Genomic DNA, 17,000 nt, shown 5'->3' on the forward strand with positions numbered 1-17,000 from the left:
CATTAAGTATTAGACCTTAGTTGTAAGTTGGCGATATTTTAGGCGAATTGATTTTCACCTCAGCAAATTTGACTAAGCTGGTTGCAGCAAAGCGATATTGCAGCAAAAGATTTACCCAATTTACATTAGCCTTACCTATTTTGCAGCCAGTTTCGCCAAAACTCGACGTTAGTCTAATAGACCAATGGGTAATTGAGTAAAAAGCAACCATAGACAAAAGTGAAACTGACGAACTAAGCCTAAATTTTATTTAGGCGTACAAAGGAACCCGAATTATGACAACCAAAACAATCAATTCACTCTCATTATGTGCGTTGGCCGTCGCCAGCGTGATCAGTGCGCCTGGTTTTGCGGCAAGTTTAGACAGCACTCAAGTAAGCTATGGTGGCTATATTAAGCTGGATGCCATTTGGAGTGACTTCTCCAATGGCACGTTAGGCGCACAAAACATTGGCCGCGATTTTTACGTGCCAAGTACCACTCCTGTAGGCGCAAGCAGTAATGAAGACGCAGTATTCGATATGCATGCGCGCCAATCACGCTTTAACTTCGGCACCAAAACTGCTCTTGATGACGGCAGCTCAATTGATACTAAAATTGAACTTGATTTTATCGCCTCAACGGGCGGTAACGAGCGCGTGACTAACTCTTACTCACCACGTATTCGCCAAGCTTATGTTACCTATAAAGGTTGGCTGTTTGGTCAAGCTTGGTCCAACTTCCAAAACGTTGGCGCATTGCCTGAAACCTTAGACTTTATCGGCCCTGCTGAGGGTACTGTGTTCGTACGTCAAGCTATGGTCAAATACACCACAGGCAATTGGTCTTTCTCAATGGAAAACCCTGAAAGCACCATCACGGTGAATAAAGCTATGGTGGTAACAGACGATGCCAGCATGCCAGATTTTACCGCACGCTATACGCATAAAGCGGATTGGGGTGATTTTGTGGTAACCGCACTTGCCCGCCAATTAACTTATAAGGCCGGCGCCGCTGATGAAAGCGAGTCTTCGTTTGGTATCAGTGCTTCTGGTACAGTAAAAATGGGTAAAGACAATCTGAAGTTTATGCTTACCCAAGGTAGTGGCCTTGGCCGCTATATCGGCGTAAATGCCACTCACGGTGCCGTGTATGATGGCAATTCATTAGACGCCATTGACTCGACTTCTGGTTTTATTGCTTATCAACATCACTGGAATGATACGCTACGTTCGACTTTCCTGTATTCATTCTTTAAAGCTGATAACAATACCGATTTACTTGCCTTCTCGGGCGATCCAACCAAAAGCATCTCGAGCTATAGTGCCAACTTGTTGTACTCACCTGTGAAAAAACTCACCTTTGGGGTTGAATATAAAGTCGCAACACGCGAAACCGAAAGCGGTGCAGATGGTGATTTAGACCGCCTACAACTCTCTGCGAAATACGTGTTCTAAGCTAAGTAAACACGCCTATGACTCGCTGCTGTGTAGCACTACATGGTAGCGAGCAAGTAAAAAATCCACCTTCTGAAGAGGATGCTTTGTATTAGCTTCCTAAAAGAGTACTTAGTAATTAAAATAAAAACGCCATCACAGTGTGATGGCGTTTTTATTTAGTCTATTTAGTGCGCTTAGGTTGGTCACATTCCGATATTGAGTATCGGATCATCTCAATTTGTGTGAACGCGGGGCTTATAGCTCAAGCTCGCTTTCTGCAGCAAGGCCTGCATCAACACCTTCTTCAGGTTTAATAGTGGCTTGCAGCAATAGCATGTCGCGCAGCTTCTTCTCAATTTCGCCCGCAATTGCAGGGTTTTCTTTCAAGAATTTAATTGAGTTTGATTTACCTTGGCCAATCTTGTTGCCGTTGTAGCTGTACCAAGCGCCTGACTTATCGACCAATTTGTGCGTTACGCCTAAGTCAATCAGCTCACCTTCTTTAGAGATACCTTCACCATACATAATGATAAAGTCGGCTTGTTTAAACGGTGGTGCTACTTTGTTTTTCACGATTTTCACGCGGGTTTCGTTACCTACGACTTCATCGCCTTCTTTTACTGAACCTACACGGCGGATATCAATACGTACTGACGCATAGAACTTTAACGCGTTACCACCTGTGGTGGTTTCTGGGTTACCGAACATTACGCCGATCTTCATCCGGATCTGGTTAATGAAGATACATAACGTGTTTGAACGCTTGATGTTCGCAGTCAGTTTACGCAGTGCTTGCGACATTAAACGGGCTTGCAAACCTACGTGGGTATCACCCATTTCGCCTTCAATTTCTGCTTTTGGAGTAAGAGCTGCAACCGAGTCAACGATAACTACATCAACCGCACCTGAGCGCACTAACATATCGCAAATTTCTAGTGCTTGTTCACCAGTGTCTGGTTGAGACACTAAGAGTTCATCAACATTCACGCCAAGTTTTTGTGCATAAACTGGATCTAACGCATGCTCAGCATCAACGAAGGCACAAGTTTTACCTTGCTTTTGCGCTTCTGCGATAACTTGTAATGTTAAAGTTGTTTTACCTGAAGATTCTGGGCCATATATTTCAACCACACGACCCGTTGGCAAGCCACCGATCCCAAGCGCAATGTCGATACCGAGAGAACCGGTTGAGATAGCTTCGATATCTAAAGCTTGGGTATCACCCAACTTCATGATAGAACCTTTACCGAATTGACGTTCAATTTGCGACAGTGCTGCGTCTAACGCTTTTTGCTTGTTATCGTTCATTTAGCTTCTCCAATCTTGCTTAATGAAGTCAGTATACTGTATAGAATTACAGTATCAAGTTAAATTTTAACTTTCACTAACTCAACAAGATTTTTTAAAGCAAAAGCAATAGCTTGGCTTCTAACTTCGGCTCTATTACCAGAAAATTGCTGGGCTTGACTATAAGTATCAGTGCCAATTTGCCAGCCAAACCACACTAATCCCACTGGTTTTTCTGGGCTTCCTCCGGTGGGCCCAGCTACGCCCGAAACCGCAATCGCCACCTGCGCATTAGCGCGCTTTGCTCCACCTTGTGCCATTTCTTCCACTACCGCCTGACTCACTGCGCCATATTGCTGTAAAGATGCTGCGGACACATCCGCTAAAGCCATTTTGGCTTCATTGCTGTAAGTGACAAAACACTGTTCAATATAAGCTGAGCTGCCTGGGGTATCCGTAAGCGCGTAACTAATTCCACCACCAGTGCATGATTCAACAGTAGTGATCGTCCAGCGCTTATCCGTTAGAATAGCGCCCACTTGTGCAGCAAGGGTGGTAATCTCTTGATGTAAGTCCATAGTCAACCTTTAGGTAACGGCATGCCAATTGATCTCTTTTCAGAACATACTATAAATCAACAAACCCCCATGATGCAGCAGTATCTGCGGATTAAAGCAGAGCACCGGGATATTTTGCTGTTTTATCGTATGGGCGACTTTTACGAGCTGTTTTTTGACGATGCCATTCGCGCTGCACAATTATTGGATATTTCCCAAACTCATCGTGGTAAAGCAGGTGGTGCGCCGATTCCTATGGCGGGTGTGCCATATCATGCAGTTGAAAACTACCTCGCACGCTTGGTACAAATGGGCGAATCTGTGGCGATTTGCGAACAAATCGGCGACCCTGCCACCAGCAAAGGCCCGGTTGAGCGTAAAGTAGTGCGTATCGTAACTCCTGGTACGGTCACGGACGAAGCCTTGTTGCAAGAACGCCAAGACAACCTCTTATGCGCAGTATGGCAAGATAAATTGGGTCGTTTTGGCGTGGCTTATCTTGATATCAATTCTGGTGCTTTTATCATCGCTGAGCAAAATACTGAAGAAGCCTTACAGTCTACCTTACAGCGCTTACAACCTGCTGAGTTGTTGTACCCTGAACAATTTGCCGCACTACATTTAGTTGAAAATCGTAAAGGCGCACGCCGTCGTCCGGAATGGGAGTTTGACTTAGATACCGCCAATCACCTGCTGTGCCAGCAGTTTGGTACCCAAGATTTGATTGGCTTTGGCGTTACCCAAGCAGAGCGCGGCCTCATTGCAGCAGGCTGCGTGATGCAATATGTCAAAGACACCCAACGTATTGCACTGCCCCATATTCGCGCGATTCGTTTAGAAAAAAACGAGCACGCAGTCATTTTAGATGCCGCCACACGTAAAAACCTTGAGCTAACTCAAAACCTCTCTGGCGGCATTGAAAATACCTTAGCGCAAGTGCTCGACAAAGCGGCCACCGCAATGGGCTCACGGCTGTTAAAGCGCCGTATTCACACTCCAATTCGTGACCGTGCCGAGCTCAACGCACGCTTAAATGCGATTGCCAGCATTATTAACGACCACTTGTATCTTGAGCTCTATGATGAACTGCGCGACATTGGCGATATCGAACGTGTGGTGGCACGTTTAGCACTGTGTAATGCCAGACCACGCGATTTAACCCGTTTACGTAGCGCCTTAGCCGCTTTAGCGCCATTACATCAGGTGCTGGCAAATAGTCGCGATCCGCGTTTAACTCAGATCCGTCAGCAAACCCCTGAATTGCCTGAGTTACTTGCGCTATTACAACGCGCTATTATCGACAACCCGCCAGTGCTGATTCGCGATGGGGGGGTTATTGCCCCCGGCTATAACGCCGAGCTGGACGAGTGGCGCGCACTCAGCGAAGGTGCCACAGATATTCTTGAGCAAATGGAAGAACGTGAGCGTATTCGCACTGGCATTAGCACGCTTAAAATTGGTTTTAACAAAGTCCATGGCTTTTATATTGACGTTAGCCGTGCCAATAGCCATCTTGTTCCTGCTGACTATATTCGTCGCCAAACGCTCAAAAATAACGAACGCTATATTATTCCTGAACTCAAAGTGCATGAAGACAAAGTGCTTGGCAGTCAAAGCAAAGCCTTAGCGCTCGAAAAACAATTGTACGAAGAGCTGTTTGATTTTATCGCGCCGCACCTAGAGCAATTACAACAGATGGCCGCCGCGTTAGCTGATTTAGACGTACTAAATACCTTTGCGGAACGTGCGCAAACGCTTGATTACATTAAGCCGGAGCTGAATGACGGCGATACTATTCATATTGAGGCGGGCCGCCATCCGGTAGTGGAGCAAGTCTCAAAAGAGCCGTTTATTGCCAATCCGGTATTGCTCAACCCTACCCGCAAAATGCTTATCATCACAGGGCCTAATATGGGCGGTAAATCGACTTATATGCGCCAAACCGCACTTATCGTGTTGATGGCCCATATTGGCTGTTTTGTCCCAGCAGATAGCGCCGTAATCGGTCAAGTTGACCGTATTTTCACCCGTATTGGCGCTAGTGACGACTTAGCCTCAGGCCGCTCAACCTTTATGGTAGAGATGACAGAAACCGCCACTATCCTCAATAATGCCACTGCGCAATCTTTAGTGTTAATGGATGAAATCGGCCGTGGCACCAGCACCTACGATGGCTTATCACTGGCCTATGCCACGGCAGACTATTTAGCCGCAACCTTGAACGCCAAAACCTTATTTGCCACCCATTATTTTGAACTGACAGAACTGACTGAACAGCAACCGGGTTTGGTAAACGTGCATTTAGATGCAGTCGAGCATGGCGACACCATAGCCTTTAAACATAAGGTATTAGAAGGTCCAGCCAGCAAGAGTTTCGGCTTACAAGTGGCTGCGCTGGCGGGTGTACCAAAAGCTGTGATAGCAACGGCCAAACATAAACTCAGTTTACTTGAGGCACATCAGTCGGTGATCGAAAGCACAACGGCCAGCAAGACAAAAGTAAAACAAACGGCGGTTGTACAGCAACTAGACCTACTGCCACAAACCAGTGAAGTGGAGCTGCGTTTAGCGGCGCTTGATCCGAATGACTTAACGCCGAAACAGGCATTAGAACTGCTTTATGAGCTAAAAGCCTTGAGCAAATAAAGTCTTGTACCATTAGTGCCACCACGTACTTTATGGCAATCAGCTTAAGTAAGTGGTTTATTTTGGAGCGGGCGAATTTTGCGCTAACACAACGGTGGCTTTGCTATTTGCGCCCGCATTACTCTACCTCCTACATTTATGCTGTCGTAAATGAGAAACTTCCAGCAAAGTTAGGGGTAAAATTTAATCCTCCAAATTGACCAAGTATTAATGCAGATTGGAATTACTGGTGGCGAGTTGCCAAACCTGCAGCAAAAACAAAAAAACCACTATAAAAGTGGTTTTTTCAGCTCTTACGTTGACTTACAACTGCTCAAATAAACTGTCAGTGCTCAGTCCTTCATGCTGCAAAATATCTTTTAAGCGGCGCAGCGCTTCAACCTGAATTTGTCTTACTCGCTCACGGGTTAAGCCAATTTCACGACCCACATCTTCAAGTGTCGATGGCTCATAACCGAGTAAACCAAAACGGCGTGCTAGCACTTCGCGTTGTTTTGGATTCAACTCACCTAGCCAATCAACAATATGCTTATTAATATCATTGCTTTGGACTTCGGTTTCAGGGCCAAAACCACGCTCATCTGTTAGTACATCTAACAGCGCTTTGTCATTCTCACCGCCAATCGGTGTATCGACTGAGGTGATCTTTTCGTTGAGTCGCAACATCCGACTCACCTCTTCCACTGGCTTATCTAAGCACGCTGCAATTTCTTCCGCAGTAGGCTCATGATCCAGCTTCTGAGTGAGTTCACGTGCAGTACGCAGGTAAACATTCAATTCTTTCACAACGTGAATTGGCAAACGTATAGTACGCGTTTGATTCATAATCGCGCGCTCAATGGTTTGACGGATCCACCAAGTGGCGTAAGTTGAAAAACGGAATCCACGTTCAGGATCGAATTTCTCAACCGCACGGATCAAACCTAAGTTACCTTCCTCAATAAGGTCAAGTAACGCTAACCCACGATTGTTGTAACGACGAGCAATTTTCACTACTAAGCGTAAGTTACTTTCAATCATGCGTTTACGCGATGCCTCACAACCTCTTAATGCTTTACGAGCGAAGTACACTTCCTCTTCCGCACTCAACAAAGGTGAAAAACCAATTTCGCTTAGGTAAAGCTGAGTGGCATCAAGATTTTTTACCGCTTCATCTTTGATGAAAATCTCTTCTTCAGCGTCCTCTTCTTCGACGAGCAATTCATCCTGCAGCTCTTCGTCTAAGCTCACATCTTCTTCAAATTTGTCTTCAAAATCGCTCGTTTTCTTTGATTCAAGTTTCGCTGTTTGACTCATACCGTCCTCCCAAGCAACTTAATATTCAAGATCCGTCCAGCTGGTTACATTAAATTTTTGGCAAATACCGCACTGGATCGACAGCCTGCCCTTGAAAACGGATCTCAAATCTGAGCGCCGATATTTCAGCATCTGTATTACCCATTTCGGCAATTTTTTCGCCAACTTTAACTTGCTGTTGCTCTTTAACAAGCAATTTTGAGTTGTGGGCATAGGCACTAAGGTAATCATCATCGTGTTTCAAAATGATTAAATTACCGTATCCCCGCAGGGCACTCCCCGCATACACCACAACACCACTCGCAGCAGCAACCACGCTCGTCCCTTGTTTGTTACTAATCTGCAAACCTTTGTAGCCATTTTCCTTAGTCGAAAAGCGTTGGGCTAACTTCCCCTCCGCAGGCCAAATCCATCGTACCTCTTTACTATCCAACTGTTTGGTAACATTAGATTTTTTATCGGCTTGATTTTGAACATACTCTCGTTGATTTTGCTTAGCAAGCTCTTTTTTTACATTTTTGTTAGCTTTTGGCCGCTGGTTGCTAGACTTATTGCTCAGGTTGGTATATTTTTTGCGCTTTTTATTTTCATTTTTGAAATGTTCTAAACGCAGACTTTGACCGGGAAAAATGGTGTAAGGGGCTGCGATTTTATTGAGTTTGGCTACTTCGCGATAATCTTTATTGGCGCTGAAAGCTATCGAGAAAAGCGTGTCGCCTTTCTTAACCGTATAAGTGTTACCAGTTATGTGAATTTTTTGTTTATTAGTGGTCTGACTAGTTGAAAGGTTTTTTACCGGAGCGGGAGCCGTGCGAGTTGCACACGCAGTTACCAGCATGCACATCATGGCCAAACAAATTGGGCGTAAATGTGCCATCAAGTCGTCCTCACATCACGCGGCTAGTTGCGGTAAAATTAAACAAAATCATGATAGTATAATTAAAGCACAATATCGCCAGCAACCAAAGGCACAAAACGCACTGCAGCTAAACGTTCGGCTTTAATCCCTTCTGCGGTTTTGCTGTAGCGCATTAAGGTTTGTTCTTGCTCACCGATGGGCGCAATCATCACCCCCCCTTCAGCCAATTGCGCTAATAAAGCTTCAGGTACAGTTTTGGCGGCAGCCGTCACCAAAATTCCAGCAAATGGGGCCTTACTTGACCACCCTTGCCAGCCGTCGCCGTGTTTCATCGCTACATTATATAAATCTAGCTGATGCAAGCGCCGTTTTGCCTGCCATTGCAGTGACTTAATGCGTTCAACTGAGCACACTTCGCTAAATACTTGGGCCAGCACCGCAGTTTGATAGCCAGATCCAGTGCCAATTTCTAGCACTCGCCCTGTCACACCTGCCTGCTTTAGCAGCTCAGTCATTTTTGCAACAATATAAGGCTGAGAAATTGTTTGTCCTTGTCCAATCGGCAATGCGGTATTTTCATACGATTTATGCTTCAAAACATCATCGACAAATAAATGCCGTGGTGTTTTTTCTATCACATCGAGGATAGTGCTATCACTTATCCCTTGCGCTTGTACTTGCGCTCTTAGCGCCGCGGCACTGCGATTGTAATTTGCTAACACTTAGTCCACCTGTAGCCAAGTTTTCATTGCCGCGATACTGCTGTGGGCAGTCATATCAATTTGCAACGGAGTGACTGACGCATAGCCGTTATTAATGGCATGAAAATCAGTTCCTTCACCGGCATCACTTTCATTACCAAGCGAACCGTACCAGTAAATATCACGACCCCAAGGATCTTCACGCTTAGTCATGGTTTCGGCTTTATGGCGCGCACCTAAACGCGTCACTTTAACGCCCTTAAGTTCATTGAGGGGAATGTCTGGCACATTGAGATTAATGATCTGATCTTTTGGCAACGGATGAGCATGAAGCTGCTTGATGATATCAACCGCAACCGCCGCGGCAGTTTCGTAATGCGCTTCATATTTGGAACACAACGATACTGCAATTGCAGGTAAGCCCATGTGCCGCCCTTCCATCGCTGCAGCCACTGTGCCTGAGTAGAGCGTATCATCACCCAAGTTTGCGCCATTATTAATACCAGCAACGACCAAGTCCGGTTTTTCTGCCAGTAACTGGTTCACACCTAAGTGCACACAATCAGTTGGGGTGCCATTAACTGAGATAAAACCATTGTCTAAGGTGGTGGCACGCAGTGGGTTTAAGAGTGTCAGCGAGCTGCTCGCGCCGCTACAGTTTCTATCTGGGCCAACCACAGTGACAGTCGCAATTTGACACAGCGCTTGATACAAAATGGCAATGCCTTTAGCGTGGACGCCATCATCATTACTAAGCAAAATATGCATTATTCATTTTCCTCTGTGCTGCCTTTACTCACATCCTGATATTGCACCAGCTCCCTGAGTACCGCAGTCGCAAAAGTGCCTTTTGGTAAGCTGAAACTCAATTCTAAACTGTGTTCGTCCAAGGTTTTTACCGCAAAGTCGCGTGGTAACAAGCGCAGTGCCCGACGCTCCATTTTCAACCCCAATTGGCACAGCCCTTCACACCATTTCTGGTAGCATGACAGCCATTGTTGTTCTTGTGCTACTATGCCTTTGTCGCCTTTACCATACAAGGGGGCAGACAAATGTATATCCCCTGCTAAAAGACGCGCCACATTACTGTCGTTGAGGTCTTCTTCAAAAAACGCGTTACTACCTTCAAGTAAAAAGATCTCTCGTGGCCAACTAACGGCTAAACCATGAGCCTTCACGCGCTCGCTCACCACAAAGTTAAATAGCGCTGAGCGAGCAGCAGAAATCACCAACCCACGCAGCTTTTTATCGCGAATAGGCTCACCGTCGAACATCCGCTCTGCCATAGTCAAATTGTGGCCATTAAAGCCAAAGCGCTGTTCCCCAAAGTAATTAGGTACGCCTTGGCGCACTGCATTTACCCGTGAAAGTACAGCGCGAATGTCCGACACTTTGCGCAGCGTGATCTTAAAGCGATTACCACGATGGCAGCCTGTACGCAATTTCCGATTGTGGCGAAGTTGCTGCAGCACAAAACAGTGGTCGTTATTGAGCGCGCTAAAATCAATGTGCTTTTTAATTGCGACCGGTACGCTAAACCATTGCGTACAAACGCCATGACGATCTTTTAAGCCCGCATAGCTGACATCGCGCAGTTGCACGCCCGCCAGCTTGGCAATCGCTTTTGCAATTGTGAGGGTATTTTCGCCACGTTTAACAATTTGCAAGCACACATGCTCGCCTTCCCCGCTGAACTCAATATCCATCAGCTCGTCGACCATAAAGTCTTCAACTTGCGTTTTAAACTCAGCCGTTGCGCTTGGCTGGCCGTAAAGATATGCCAGTTCCATTACGCTTTTACCAACAGCACTACAGCGTGACTAGAGATCCCCTCTTTACGCCCTTCAAAGCCCAACTTTTCTGTAGTGGTGGCTTTGACGTTTACTTGGTCTACTTCACACAAACAATCAGCGGCAAGAATTTCCCGCATGCTTTGAATATGCGGTGCCATTTTTGGCGCTTGCGCCACTATGGTGACGTCCAAGTTACCTATTTGATAACCTTTGGCTGTCACTAAACTCATAACATGGCGCAACAAAATCCGACTATCGATATTTTCGTATTCACTGGCGGTATCAGGAAAATGTTTACCAATGTCGCCCAGTGCCAACGCGCCAAGGAGTGCATCGCACAGCGCGTGAATTGCCACATCACCATCAGAATGCGCAATAAAGCCTTGCTCGTAAGGGATTTTTACGCCGCCTAAAGTAATTGGGCCGGCGCCACCAAATTTATGCACATCAAAGCCGTGACCGATTCTCATCATCATACTTTTCCTGTTTTGGTTAGTAGAAAACACGCTAACTCGTAATCTTCTGGTGAAGTGATTTTAATATTGTCGCTACGCCCCGCGACTAAGCGTACTGGATAACCCAACCGCTCCATAGCCGATGCCTCGTCGGTGATTTCGCTCCCTGCTTGTTTGGCATCTGTAAGTGCTTGTAACAGCTCATTGAAACGGAAAAACTGCGGAGTTAAAGCTTGCCACAGCGTATCACGCGGTACTGTGGTTTCAATATGGCTAGTACCGCGCTTGATGGTGTCTTTGACCTTAGCAGCTAAAATCCCACCTTCGTCGGCAGCCAAGCAGCTTTGCACTAAGTTATCGATATCAGCCACTGTCACTAATGGTCGCGCCGCATCGTGTACTAGCACCCAGTCGGGCGCATCAGCTTGTAATGCACGTAACGCGTTAAGTACCGAATCAGCACGAGTTTCACCACCGATGACTTTAACGATTCGCTCATCTTGCAAGTTAAGCGTGGCAAAGTAAGGATCATCTGCACTGACAGCAATGGCCAAATGCGACAAATAATTAAGTTGGCTGAGTTTTTCCTGAGTGTGTTGCAGCACGGTTTTTTCGGCAATTTTCAGGTATTGTTTGGGGTAGCTTAGCTGCATACGGCTGCCAACCCCAGCTGCGGGAATAACCGCAGCAATTTTTAAATCTTTATTCATGGTTGTTTTGCAGGTAAAACGCGGATAAAGGTTTCATTGGTTTTAATCATTCCCAGCTCATGACGGGCACGCTCTTCTACCCCTTCTAGGCCAAGTTTCAAATCTTCAATATCTGCTTTTAGTAACTTATTGCGCTTGGTGAGCCCTGCGTTTGCATCTTGATGAGCTTGCACCGCATGCTTAATTTGTACGTAATCATGAATACCGTTGCGACCAAACCACAACTGGTACTGAATATAGCCGGCTAGGCAAAGTAAAATAAGTTGAAACAGTCGCATGCTTGCTCCAAGGTACTTCTATCGCTGGGACTGGGCGGTTTTGCGGCGTTTTACATCGCGCCAATTTATACTGCTGGCCAGCAGCATTTCACGCAAACTGAGTAATCGTGGTGTATTAGCTTTTCCTAAACGCCATTGATGGCCGCAACATGCGGCTGTCATCACAGCTTTAGTGGGTTTCAATAACACCAAACCGGATTGCGACTGGCTCTGACCATCACGCGCAAACCAGCCAAACTGATTGCAATGCAGACTATTGTCGCCTAGTTGATCTAGACTGTCTATGAATAGCTGACAATAAACCTCATCCCAACGTAGCACGGGCACCACTAAACCAATTTGCGCATATTGCTGATAAAACCCTGTGGCAGCATCGGTATCGACTAGGGGTGGCTTTTTGATTGGGCTTAACCAACAGGCATTTTGTGTGTCTAACGGGATGGGAATATCACCTTGTACTATGTGCCGCGCGGCGCGCTCTACATAATACGGCAAGCTACCTAGCAAACGGCGCATACGTTCGGCATCTGGCTGTAGCACTAACTGCTTAATTTCACGGGCATAAAACACATTCGCCAGCTCAGCAAATGCTAATCGCTCCGCCTCATTGTGCCAAATGGTGGTTTGTTGCTCCGCTGCACTTGCCGCTCGTTTCAAAATGACCCCTGTGTCAACCAAGCCTTGCTTAGATATATACCCTTGTTATTTGCAACAGCAGTGTTCCGTCCTCCCAATTACAGAGCACATCTTTGCTCATGGGAGTTTGCTTTCTTGCCGCCGACCTGCAACGTCAAATAATATGGGTATACGAGGTTAACAATAACTTGGGCTAGAGCAGAATTTATAGCACGTCAGGGCGGACAAATAAACGCCAAGTGGCTGATTTATGTCCGAAGTGGGCAGTTTGAGCGTTAAGCTTTGGGCTTATTTCCCAACTTAACCTTACCATCTGCCATAAACTGGGCTACCGAGTCACGTTTTTTACCGAGCAATAAGCTGCCGTCCGCCAAAAACATAAAATTCTGCCAACAACGTTTAAACACATCAAAGCGTGTTTCTATGATTTGATCCCGTGATAAGCAGAAATACACTGTGGTGTTATTTTCCCACTGTAAAAACTCGCAGATAGCGTCTGGTAATTGTGTTTCGCCTGCTTCCCAAGCACGTTCCCAGTCCAAGCTTGTCGACCAAGTTTTGTTATCGCCAGTCCATTCAGAGGCAACAAAAAAATCAGGATGGTCTTTTTCTTTACTGATAGAGGATGCCCACAAGGTCGCTGCGCGCGATGCACTCATTGGCTTAATCAAGGCCAAATCTTCTGGCACAATTGGCAAATCCTGATGGCGAAACACCCAAGCTTTTTTAAAGTCATCAAGCGCAATATAATTCATCTTTACTAACCCAGTATCAAAAACCGCCGCATTATACTCGATCCTGCTGAGCATGTATCTGCTCTGGCGGGTGTTTATGGAGCCATTATGACAACTCTACTCAAACCCGGGATATATCAACATTATAAAGGCCCGCTTTATAAAGTGCTGATGGTCGCGAAACACAGCGAAAATGAAGAACTCCATGTGGTGTATCAAACCCAATATGGTGATTATGATTTTTGGCTGCGACCGCTCACTATGTTTACAGAAATGGTCACCGTTGATGGTCAAACTGTGCCTCGCTTTCGCTACATCGGCCCTGCTGATTGAGCCAAACCAGTGACTGTGGCAAGATAACCACAACAGCTCTGACCAGGACTTAATTATGTTTTTTACTGGCACCGATTCTTATATTGCCACCGCAGCTTTGCAGCAAGCCGTTAACGCCGCTGTAGTGTTAGAAAAGCCCCTGCTCATTAAAGGTGAGCCGGGCACAGGGAAAACTTTGCTGGCCGAGGAGCTGGCAAAAAGTTTAAATACTGACTTATTACAATGGCACATTAAGTCGACAACCAAAGCGCAGCAAGGTCTATATGAGTACGATGCGGTTTCGCGCTTACGCGACAGCCAGCTTGGCGACCCGCGCGTGCATGATATCGCCAACTATATTAAGCAAGGCAAACTGTGGCAGGCCTTTACTGCCGATAAACGCCCAGTATTATTGATTGACGAAATTGATAAAGCCGACATTGAATTCCCTAACGACTTGCTGCTTGAGCTAGATAAAATGGAGTTTCATGTTTACGAAACCGGCCAACAAGTTAAAGCGCAAGTGCGGCCGATTGTGATCATCACCTCTAACAACGAAAAAGAACTGCCGGATGCTTTTTTACGTCGTTGTTTCTTCCACTATATTGATTTTCCAAGTCAACAAGAAATGGCGCAGATCATCGCGGTGCATTATCCCGATATCACCCAGAAGCTGGTCAAAGAAGCGCTTGAAGTGTTTTTTAAACTCCGTGATGTACCGGGTCTAAAAAAGAAACCCAGCACCAGCGAATTACTAGATTGGCTAAAACTCCTGATGGCCGACGATATCAGCCCAGATACGTTACGCGATAAAACTCACCAAGGAGGATTAATGCCGTTATTTGGCGCGCTGCTTAAAAACGAGCAAGACGTGAGTTTAGTCGAAAAACTGGCCTTTATGGCGAGACGCTAGCATGCTGCTGTCGTTTTTCTTCACCTTAAAACGCTACGGAGTCAAAGTCAGCCTACGCGAGTGGCTAGATTTAATGAAAGCACTGCAAGCGGGGCTAAGCTTTGCGGATTTAGATGGGTTTTATCACCTTACGCGCACTATCGTGGTTAAAGACGAAACTCAGTTTGACAAATATGACCGCGCCTTTGCCGACTATTTTGCTGGCATTGAAAGTATTGATTTACTTGAGGCGCTACGCCAACACAGTTTGCCTGAAGAATGGCTACGTAAAGAGTTTGAAAAACACTTAAGCGAAGAAGAAAAACAACAGCTCAAAGCCCTAGGCGGTTTAGAGCAATTGCTAAAAACCCTGCAAGAGCGCTTACATGAGCAGCAAGGTCGTCATGCTGGTGGCAATAAATGGGTTGGTACGGGCGGCACCTCACCTTTTGGTGCCTACGGTTACAATCCCGAAGGTGTGCGCATTGGGCAAGAAGATAATCGCCAACGCCGCGCGGTAAAAGTGTGGGATAAACGCCAATACCGCAATTTAGACGACAATGCCGATATTTCTAGCCGCACCATGAAATTGGCACTGAAAAAACTACGTAAGTTTGCCCGTAGTGGTGCCAGTGATGAACTCGACTTAAACGCCACCATTAAAGCCACAGCTCAACAAGGCGGCATGCTGGATGTAAAAATGAGTCCAGAGCGACATAACGCCGTTAATGTGATTATGCTATTTGATATTGGTGGATCGATGGACGATTACATCCATATCTGCGAACAACTCTTTAGTGCCGCACGAAGCGAATTTAAGCACCTAGAATTCTTTTATTTCCATAACTGTGTTTATGAGCAAGTTTGGCAAGACAATGCGCGTCGGCATAGTGAAGCCATCGACACGTATCAGCTGATCCACCGTTTTGGAAAAGATTATCGGCTGATTTTTGTTGGCGATGCGACTATGGGGCCGTACGAAATCGCCTATCCCGGAGGCAGTGTTGAGCATTGGAATCAAGAACCCGGTAGCGTTTGGCTAAACCGCTTAACTCAGCATTTTGAAAAAGTCGCTTGGCTTAACCCTCAGCCAGAGCAATATTGGTCTTATTATCAATCAATTGGCTTTATTAAAGAGTTAATGCAAGCGCGCATGTACCCACTCACCTTAGATGGTATTGGCAAGGCAATTAAGGGACTGAGTTAAATATACCAGCGGGGTGTAAAACCCTGCCTACAATGCAGGAACAGCTGATACTCTGTGGGTGCGATGTTATATCACGCCACATCGGCTAAACCAGCGGAGTATAAAACCCCGCCTACAATGCAGAAACAGGTGATTCTCTTTGGACGCGATGTTATATCGCGCAATATAGCGGAAGGTAAAAAGTTTCTTTTCTGCGTTTACTCTAGAACTCAAACTAGGCTGCTTTATTACGCAACTGATTTTTTAAGTTATGTTGATAAATAATCTGCGCGCCCACTAAAATCGCAACCATAATACTACGACCGATAATATTGACGTAATCAAAACTATAGTAAAAGAAAATATGACTGCGGAAAAACTGCACAAACTCCTTTGATGCGCCAAACTCATGGGCATTCATCAGCAGGTGCTCGATAAACGTTAGAATGGTTGACACTATTAAGATTAAATAGACAGTTATCAGCGGCGCATCCGCCACACAAGGACCGGTTTTATTAATATAAGCCTGTTGATCTTTGGCAAAAAATGGCGCAAAACGCAGCATAATTTCCCAACGGTATTTAAGTAAAAAAACTGAAAGAACAGAAAAAAATATCGCCACTGTATATACAGCCCCATTAGAATAAAGAATAGGAACCTTCTTTATTAGATGAGCTGTTATGAAAGAATCGGATAACGCCTCAAAAAAGGAGACCAACAACAAAATACCAGCAACCACATTCAAGTTTAAATTCTTTCTCGTTGCAACCCAAATTAACACCAGCCCAGATATATAATATTGCCAATGTGCTTTTGCCTCAAATGCCATAAAATAAAACACTGAAAAGGCAATCACGAATAATAATAGTTTATTAAAGTTACTCATAATTCCAAAATCCGTTGAAAGACGCTACTGAGCCACAACAAACCGTCCTGAAAGAAGTATCAGGTTAAGGTTTTTTTTCACATTCCATTTCTGCCTTTGTTATTTGTGCAGATTTTGCTTGGGGAAATGGTTCGTCTCGATTGTAAGTGCCGCCTTTTATAAAGCCACATACTGATAAAGAAATTAATTTACTAGATTTCAATCTGGTTTTCATATTTTTACCTTTCGCAACATCAGCCAATTGTCCAAATAAAGGGGAAATTTAGACGCCTAAAATTGCTAACTGGCACCATCAGATATCCGCTTTAATTGATGCCGCTGTAGTTTTAGGATAAGGGTCATCTCTATTTTTAG

Annotated in this window: 19 protein-coding genes; 5 read left to right on the forward strand and 14 right to left on the reverse strand. The window is 45.4% G+C overall.

Translation table 11 applies throughout. The annotated features are described in order from the left end of the window. The first annotated feature begins 275 nt into the window (after positions 1-275). A complete protein-coding gene (locus ACFOEE_RS16950; protein WP_377127034.1) occupies positions 276-1,436 on the forward strand; it encodes a DcaP family trimeric outer membrane transporter in 1,161 nt (386 codons plus the stop codon). 237 nt (positions 1,437-1,673) lie between these two features. Here ACFOEE_RS16950 and recA read toward each other — a convergent pair whose 3' ends face one another. Together recA and ACFOEE_RS16960 are read right to left on the reverse strand one after the other, a co-directional pair. After that, on the reverse strand, positions 1,674-2,726 hold the full coding sequence (gene recA / locus ACFOEE_RS16955) for a recombinase RecA (RefSeq protein ID WP_377127037.1): 1,053 nt from the start codon (positions 2,724-2,726) through the stop codon (positions 1,674-1,676). A gap of 59 nt (positions 2,727-2,785) precedes the next feature. After that, complete coding sequence (locus ACFOEE_RS16960) at positions 2,786-3,283, reverse strand: CinA family protein (RefSeq protein WP_377127040.1); 498 nt, start codon at positions 3,281-3,283, stop codon at positions 2,786-2,788. A gap of 21 nt (positions 3,284-3,304) precedes the next feature. Between ACFOEE_RS16960 and mutS the strand changes: the two genes are divergently transcribed. Next, positions 3,305-5,908, forward strand: a complete 2,604-nt coding sequence (mutS, locus tag ACFOEE_RS16965; RefSeq protein ID WP_377127043.1) for a DNA mismatch repair protein MutS — start codon at positions 3,305-3,307, stop codon at positions 5,906-5,908. A gap of 303 nt (positions 5,909-6,211) precedes the next feature. Here mutS and rpoS read toward each other — a convergent pair whose 3' ends face one another. The 10 genes from rpoS to ACFOEE_RS17015 all read right to left on the reverse strand — a co-directional run bounded on the left by rpoS (position 6,212) and on the right by ACFOEE_RS17015 (position 13,391). Then, positions 6,212-7,204: an RNA polymerase sigma factor RpoS gene (gene rpoS, locus ACFOEE_RS16970; RefSeq protein WP_377127046.1), complete on the reverse strand. Its 993-nt coding sequence runs from the start codon at positions 7,202-7,204 to the stop codon at positions 6,212-6,214. A 49-nt stretch (positions 7,205-7,253) separates the two neighbouring features. Further along, complete coding sequence (locus tag ACFOEE_RS16975) at positions 7,254-8,081, reverse strand: peptidoglycan DD-metalloendopeptidase family protein (RefSeq protein WP_377127049.1); 828 nt, start codon at positions 8,079-8,081, stop codon at positions 7,254-7,256. Between the two features lie 62 nt (positions 8,082-8,143). Then, complete coding sequence (locus ACFOEE_RS16980; protein ID WP_377127052.1) at positions 8,144-8,785, reverse strand: protein-L-isoaspartate(D-aspartate) O-methyltransferase; 642 nt, start codon at positions 8,783-8,785, stop codon at positions 8,144-8,146. Beyond that, positions 8,786-9,532: a 5'/3'-nucleotidase SurE gene (surE, locus tag ACFOEE_RS16985; RefSeq protein ID WP_377127054.1), complete on the reverse strand. Its 747-nt coding sequence runs from the start codon at positions 9,530-9,532 to the stop codon at positions 8,786-8,788. After that, positions 9,532-10,554 (reverse strand): tRNA pseudouridine(13) synthase TruD, encoded by a 1,023-nt coding sequence (truD, locus tag ACFOEE_RS16990; RefSeq protein WP_377127057.1) that lies wholly within the window; start codon positions 10,552-10,554, stop codon positions 9,532-9,534. Before truD ends, surE begins: the two co-directional genes overlap by 1 nt. Beyond that, positions 10,554-11,030 (reverse strand): 2-C-methyl-D-erythritol 2,4-cyclodiphosphate synthase, encoded by a 477-nt coding sequence (gene ispF, locus ACFOEE_RS16995; RefSeq protein WP_377127142.1) that lies wholly within the window; start codon positions 11,028-11,030, stop codon positions 10,554-10,556. Before ispF ends, truD begins: the two co-directional genes overlap by 1 nt. Further along, positions 11,030-11,722, reverse strand: coding sequence for a 2-C-methyl-D-erythritol 4-phosphate cytidylyltransferase (ispD, locus tag ACFOEE_RS17000; protein ID WP_377127060.1), 693 nt, complete (start codon positions 11,720-11,722; stop codon positions 11,030-11,032). Before ispD ends, ispF begins: the two co-directional genes overlap by 1 nt. Continuing rightward, positions 11,719-12,000: a cell division protein FtsB gene (gene ftsB / locus ACFOEE_RS17005; protein ID WP_377127063.1), complete on the reverse strand. Its 282-nt coding sequence runs from the start codon at positions 11,998-12,000 to the stop codon at positions 11,719-11,721. Before ftsB ends, ispD begins: the two co-directional genes overlap by 4 nt. A gap of 18 nt (positions 12,001-12,018) precedes the next feature. Next, a complete protein-coding gene (locus ACFOEE_RS17010) occupies positions 12,019-12,657 on the reverse strand; it encodes a hypothetical protein (protein ID WP_377127066.1) in 639 nt (212 codons plus the stop codon). Positions 12,658-12,911: 254 nt separating this feature from the next. Further along, on the reverse strand, positions 12,912-13,391 hold the full coding sequence (locus ACFOEE_RS17015; RefSeq protein WP_377127068.1) for a DUF2947 family protein: 480 nt from the start codon (positions 13,389-13,391) through the stop codon (positions 12,912-12,914). Positions 13,392-13,478: 87 nt separating this feature from the next. Here ACFOEE_RS17015 and ACFOEE_RS17020 point away from each other — a divergent pair, with 87 nt between their 5' ends. Genes ACFOEE_RS17020 through ACFOEE_RS17030 form a run of 3 tightly spaced genes read left to right on the forward strand, consistent with a single transcriptional unit; the run spans position 13,479 to position 15,781 of the window. Beyond that, positions 13,479-13,703, forward strand: a complete 225-nt coding sequence (locus ACFOEE_RS17020) for a DUF1653 domain-containing protein (protein ID WP_377127071.1) — start codon at positions 13,479-13,481, stop codon at positions 13,701-13,703. A gap of 55 nt (positions 13,704-13,758) precedes the next feature. Continuing rightward, complete coding sequence (locus tag ACFOEE_RS17025; protein ID WP_377127074.1) at positions 13,759-14,595, forward strand: AAA family ATPase; 837 nt, start codon at positions 13,759-13,761, stop codon at positions 14,593-14,595. A 1-nt stretch (position 14,596) separates the two neighbouring features. Next, a complete protein-coding gene (locus ACFOEE_RS17030) occupies positions 14,597-15,781 on the forward strand; it encodes a vWA domain-containing protein (protein WP_377127077.1) in 1,185 nt (394 codons plus the stop codon). 214 nt (positions 15,782-15,995) lie between these two features. Here ACFOEE_RS17030 and ACFOEE_RS17035 read toward each other — a convergent pair whose 3' ends face one another. Further along, entirely contained in the window at positions 15,996-16,646 is a 651-nt protein-coding gene (locus tag ACFOEE_RS17035; protein WP_377127080.1) for a hypothetical protein, read from the reverse strand. A 64-nt stretch (positions 16,647-16,710) separates the two neighbouring features. After that, the gene (locus tag ACFOEE_RS17040) at positions 16,711-16,860 is read right to left on the reverse strand and encodes a hypothetical protein (RefSeq protein ID WP_377127083.1); all 150 of its coding nucleotides are present in this window, start codon (positions 16,858-16,860) and stop codon (positions 16,711-16,713) included. Between the last annotated feature and the right edge of the window lie 140 nt (positions 16,861-17,000).

Origin of the sequence: Pseudoalteromonas fenneropenaei, from assembly GCF_042643375.1 — a bacterium.
In the GTDB taxonomy this organism is placed as follows: Bacteria; Pseudomonadota; Gammaproteobacteria; order Enterobacterales; family Alteromonadaceae; genus Pseudoalteromonas; species Pseudoalteromonas fenneropenaei.

What these genes read in the sequence shown, in the direction of transcription:
- ACFOEE_RS16950 (WP_377127034.1), top strand. Translation starts at nt 276, where the DNA reads ATGACAACCAAAACAATCAATTCACTCTCATTATGTGCGTTGGCCGTC.
- recA (WP_377127037.1), bottom strand. Translation starts at nt 2,726, where the DNA reads ATGAACGATAACAAGCAAAAAGCGTTAGACGCAGCACTGTCGCAAATT.
- ACFOEE_RS16960 (WP_377127040.1), bottom strand. Translation starts at nt 3,283, where the DNA reads ATGGACTTACATCAAGAGATTACCACCCTTGCTGCACAAGTGGGCGCT.
- mutS (WP_377127043.1), top strand. Translation starts at nt 3,305, where the DNA reads ATGCCAATTGATCTCTTTTCAGAACATACTATAAATCAACAAACCCCC.
- rpoS (WP_377127046.1), bottom strand. Translation starts at nt 7,204, where the DNA reads ATGAGTCAAACAGCGAAACTTGAATCAAAGAAAACGAGCGATTTTGAA.
- ACFOEE_RS16975 (WP_377127049.1), bottom strand. Translation starts at nt 8,081, where the DNA reads ATGGCACATTTACGCCCAATTTGTTTGGCCATGATGTGCATGCTGGTA.
- surE (WP_377127054.1), bottom strand. Translation starts at nt 9,532, where the DNA reads ATGCATATTTTGCTTAGTAATGATGATGGCGTCCACGCTAAAGGCATT.
- truD (WP_377127057.1), bottom strand. Translation starts at nt 10,554, where the DNA reads ATGGAACTGGCATATCTTTACGGCCAGCCAAGCGCAACGGCTGAGTTT.
- ispF (WP_377127142.1), bottom strand. Translation starts at nt 11,030, where the DNA reads ATGATGAGAATCGGTCACGGCTTTGATGTGCATAAATTTGGTGGCGCC.
- ispD (WP_377127060.1), bottom strand. Translation starts at nt 11,722, where the DNA reads ATGAATAAAGATTTAAAAATTGCTGCGGTTATTCCCGCAGCTGGGGTT.
- ftsB (WP_377127063.1), bottom strand. Translation starts at nt 12,000, where the DNA reads ATGCGACTGTTTCAACTTATTTTACTTTGCCTAGCCGGCTATATTCAG.
- ACFOEE_RS17015 (WP_377127068.1), bottom strand. Translation starts at nt 13,391, where the DNA reads ATGAATTATATTGCGCTTGATGACTTTAAAAAAGCTTGGGTGTTTCGC.
- ACFOEE_RS17020 (WP_377127071.1), top strand. Translation starts at nt 13,479, where the DNA reads ATGACAACTCTACTCAAACCCGGGATATATCAACATTATAAAGGCCCG.
- ACFOEE_RS17025 (WP_377127074.1), top strand. Translation starts at nt 13,759, where the DNA reads ATGTTTTTTACTGGCACCGATTCTTATATTGCCACCGCAGCTTTGCAG.
- ACFOEE_RS17030 (WP_377127077.1), top strand. Translation starts at nt 14,597, where the DNA reads ATGCTGCTGTCGTTTTTCTTCACCTTAAAACGCTACGGAGTCAAAGTC.
- ACFOEE_RS17035 (WP_377127080.1), bottom strand. Translation starts at nt 16,646, where the DNA reads ATGAGTAACTTTAATAAACTATTATTATTCGTGATTGCCTTTTCAGTG.
- ACFOEE_RS17040 (WP_377127083.1), bottom strand. Translation starts at nt 16,860, where the DNA reads ATGAAAACCAGATTGAAATCTAGTAAATTAATTTCTTTATCAGTATGT.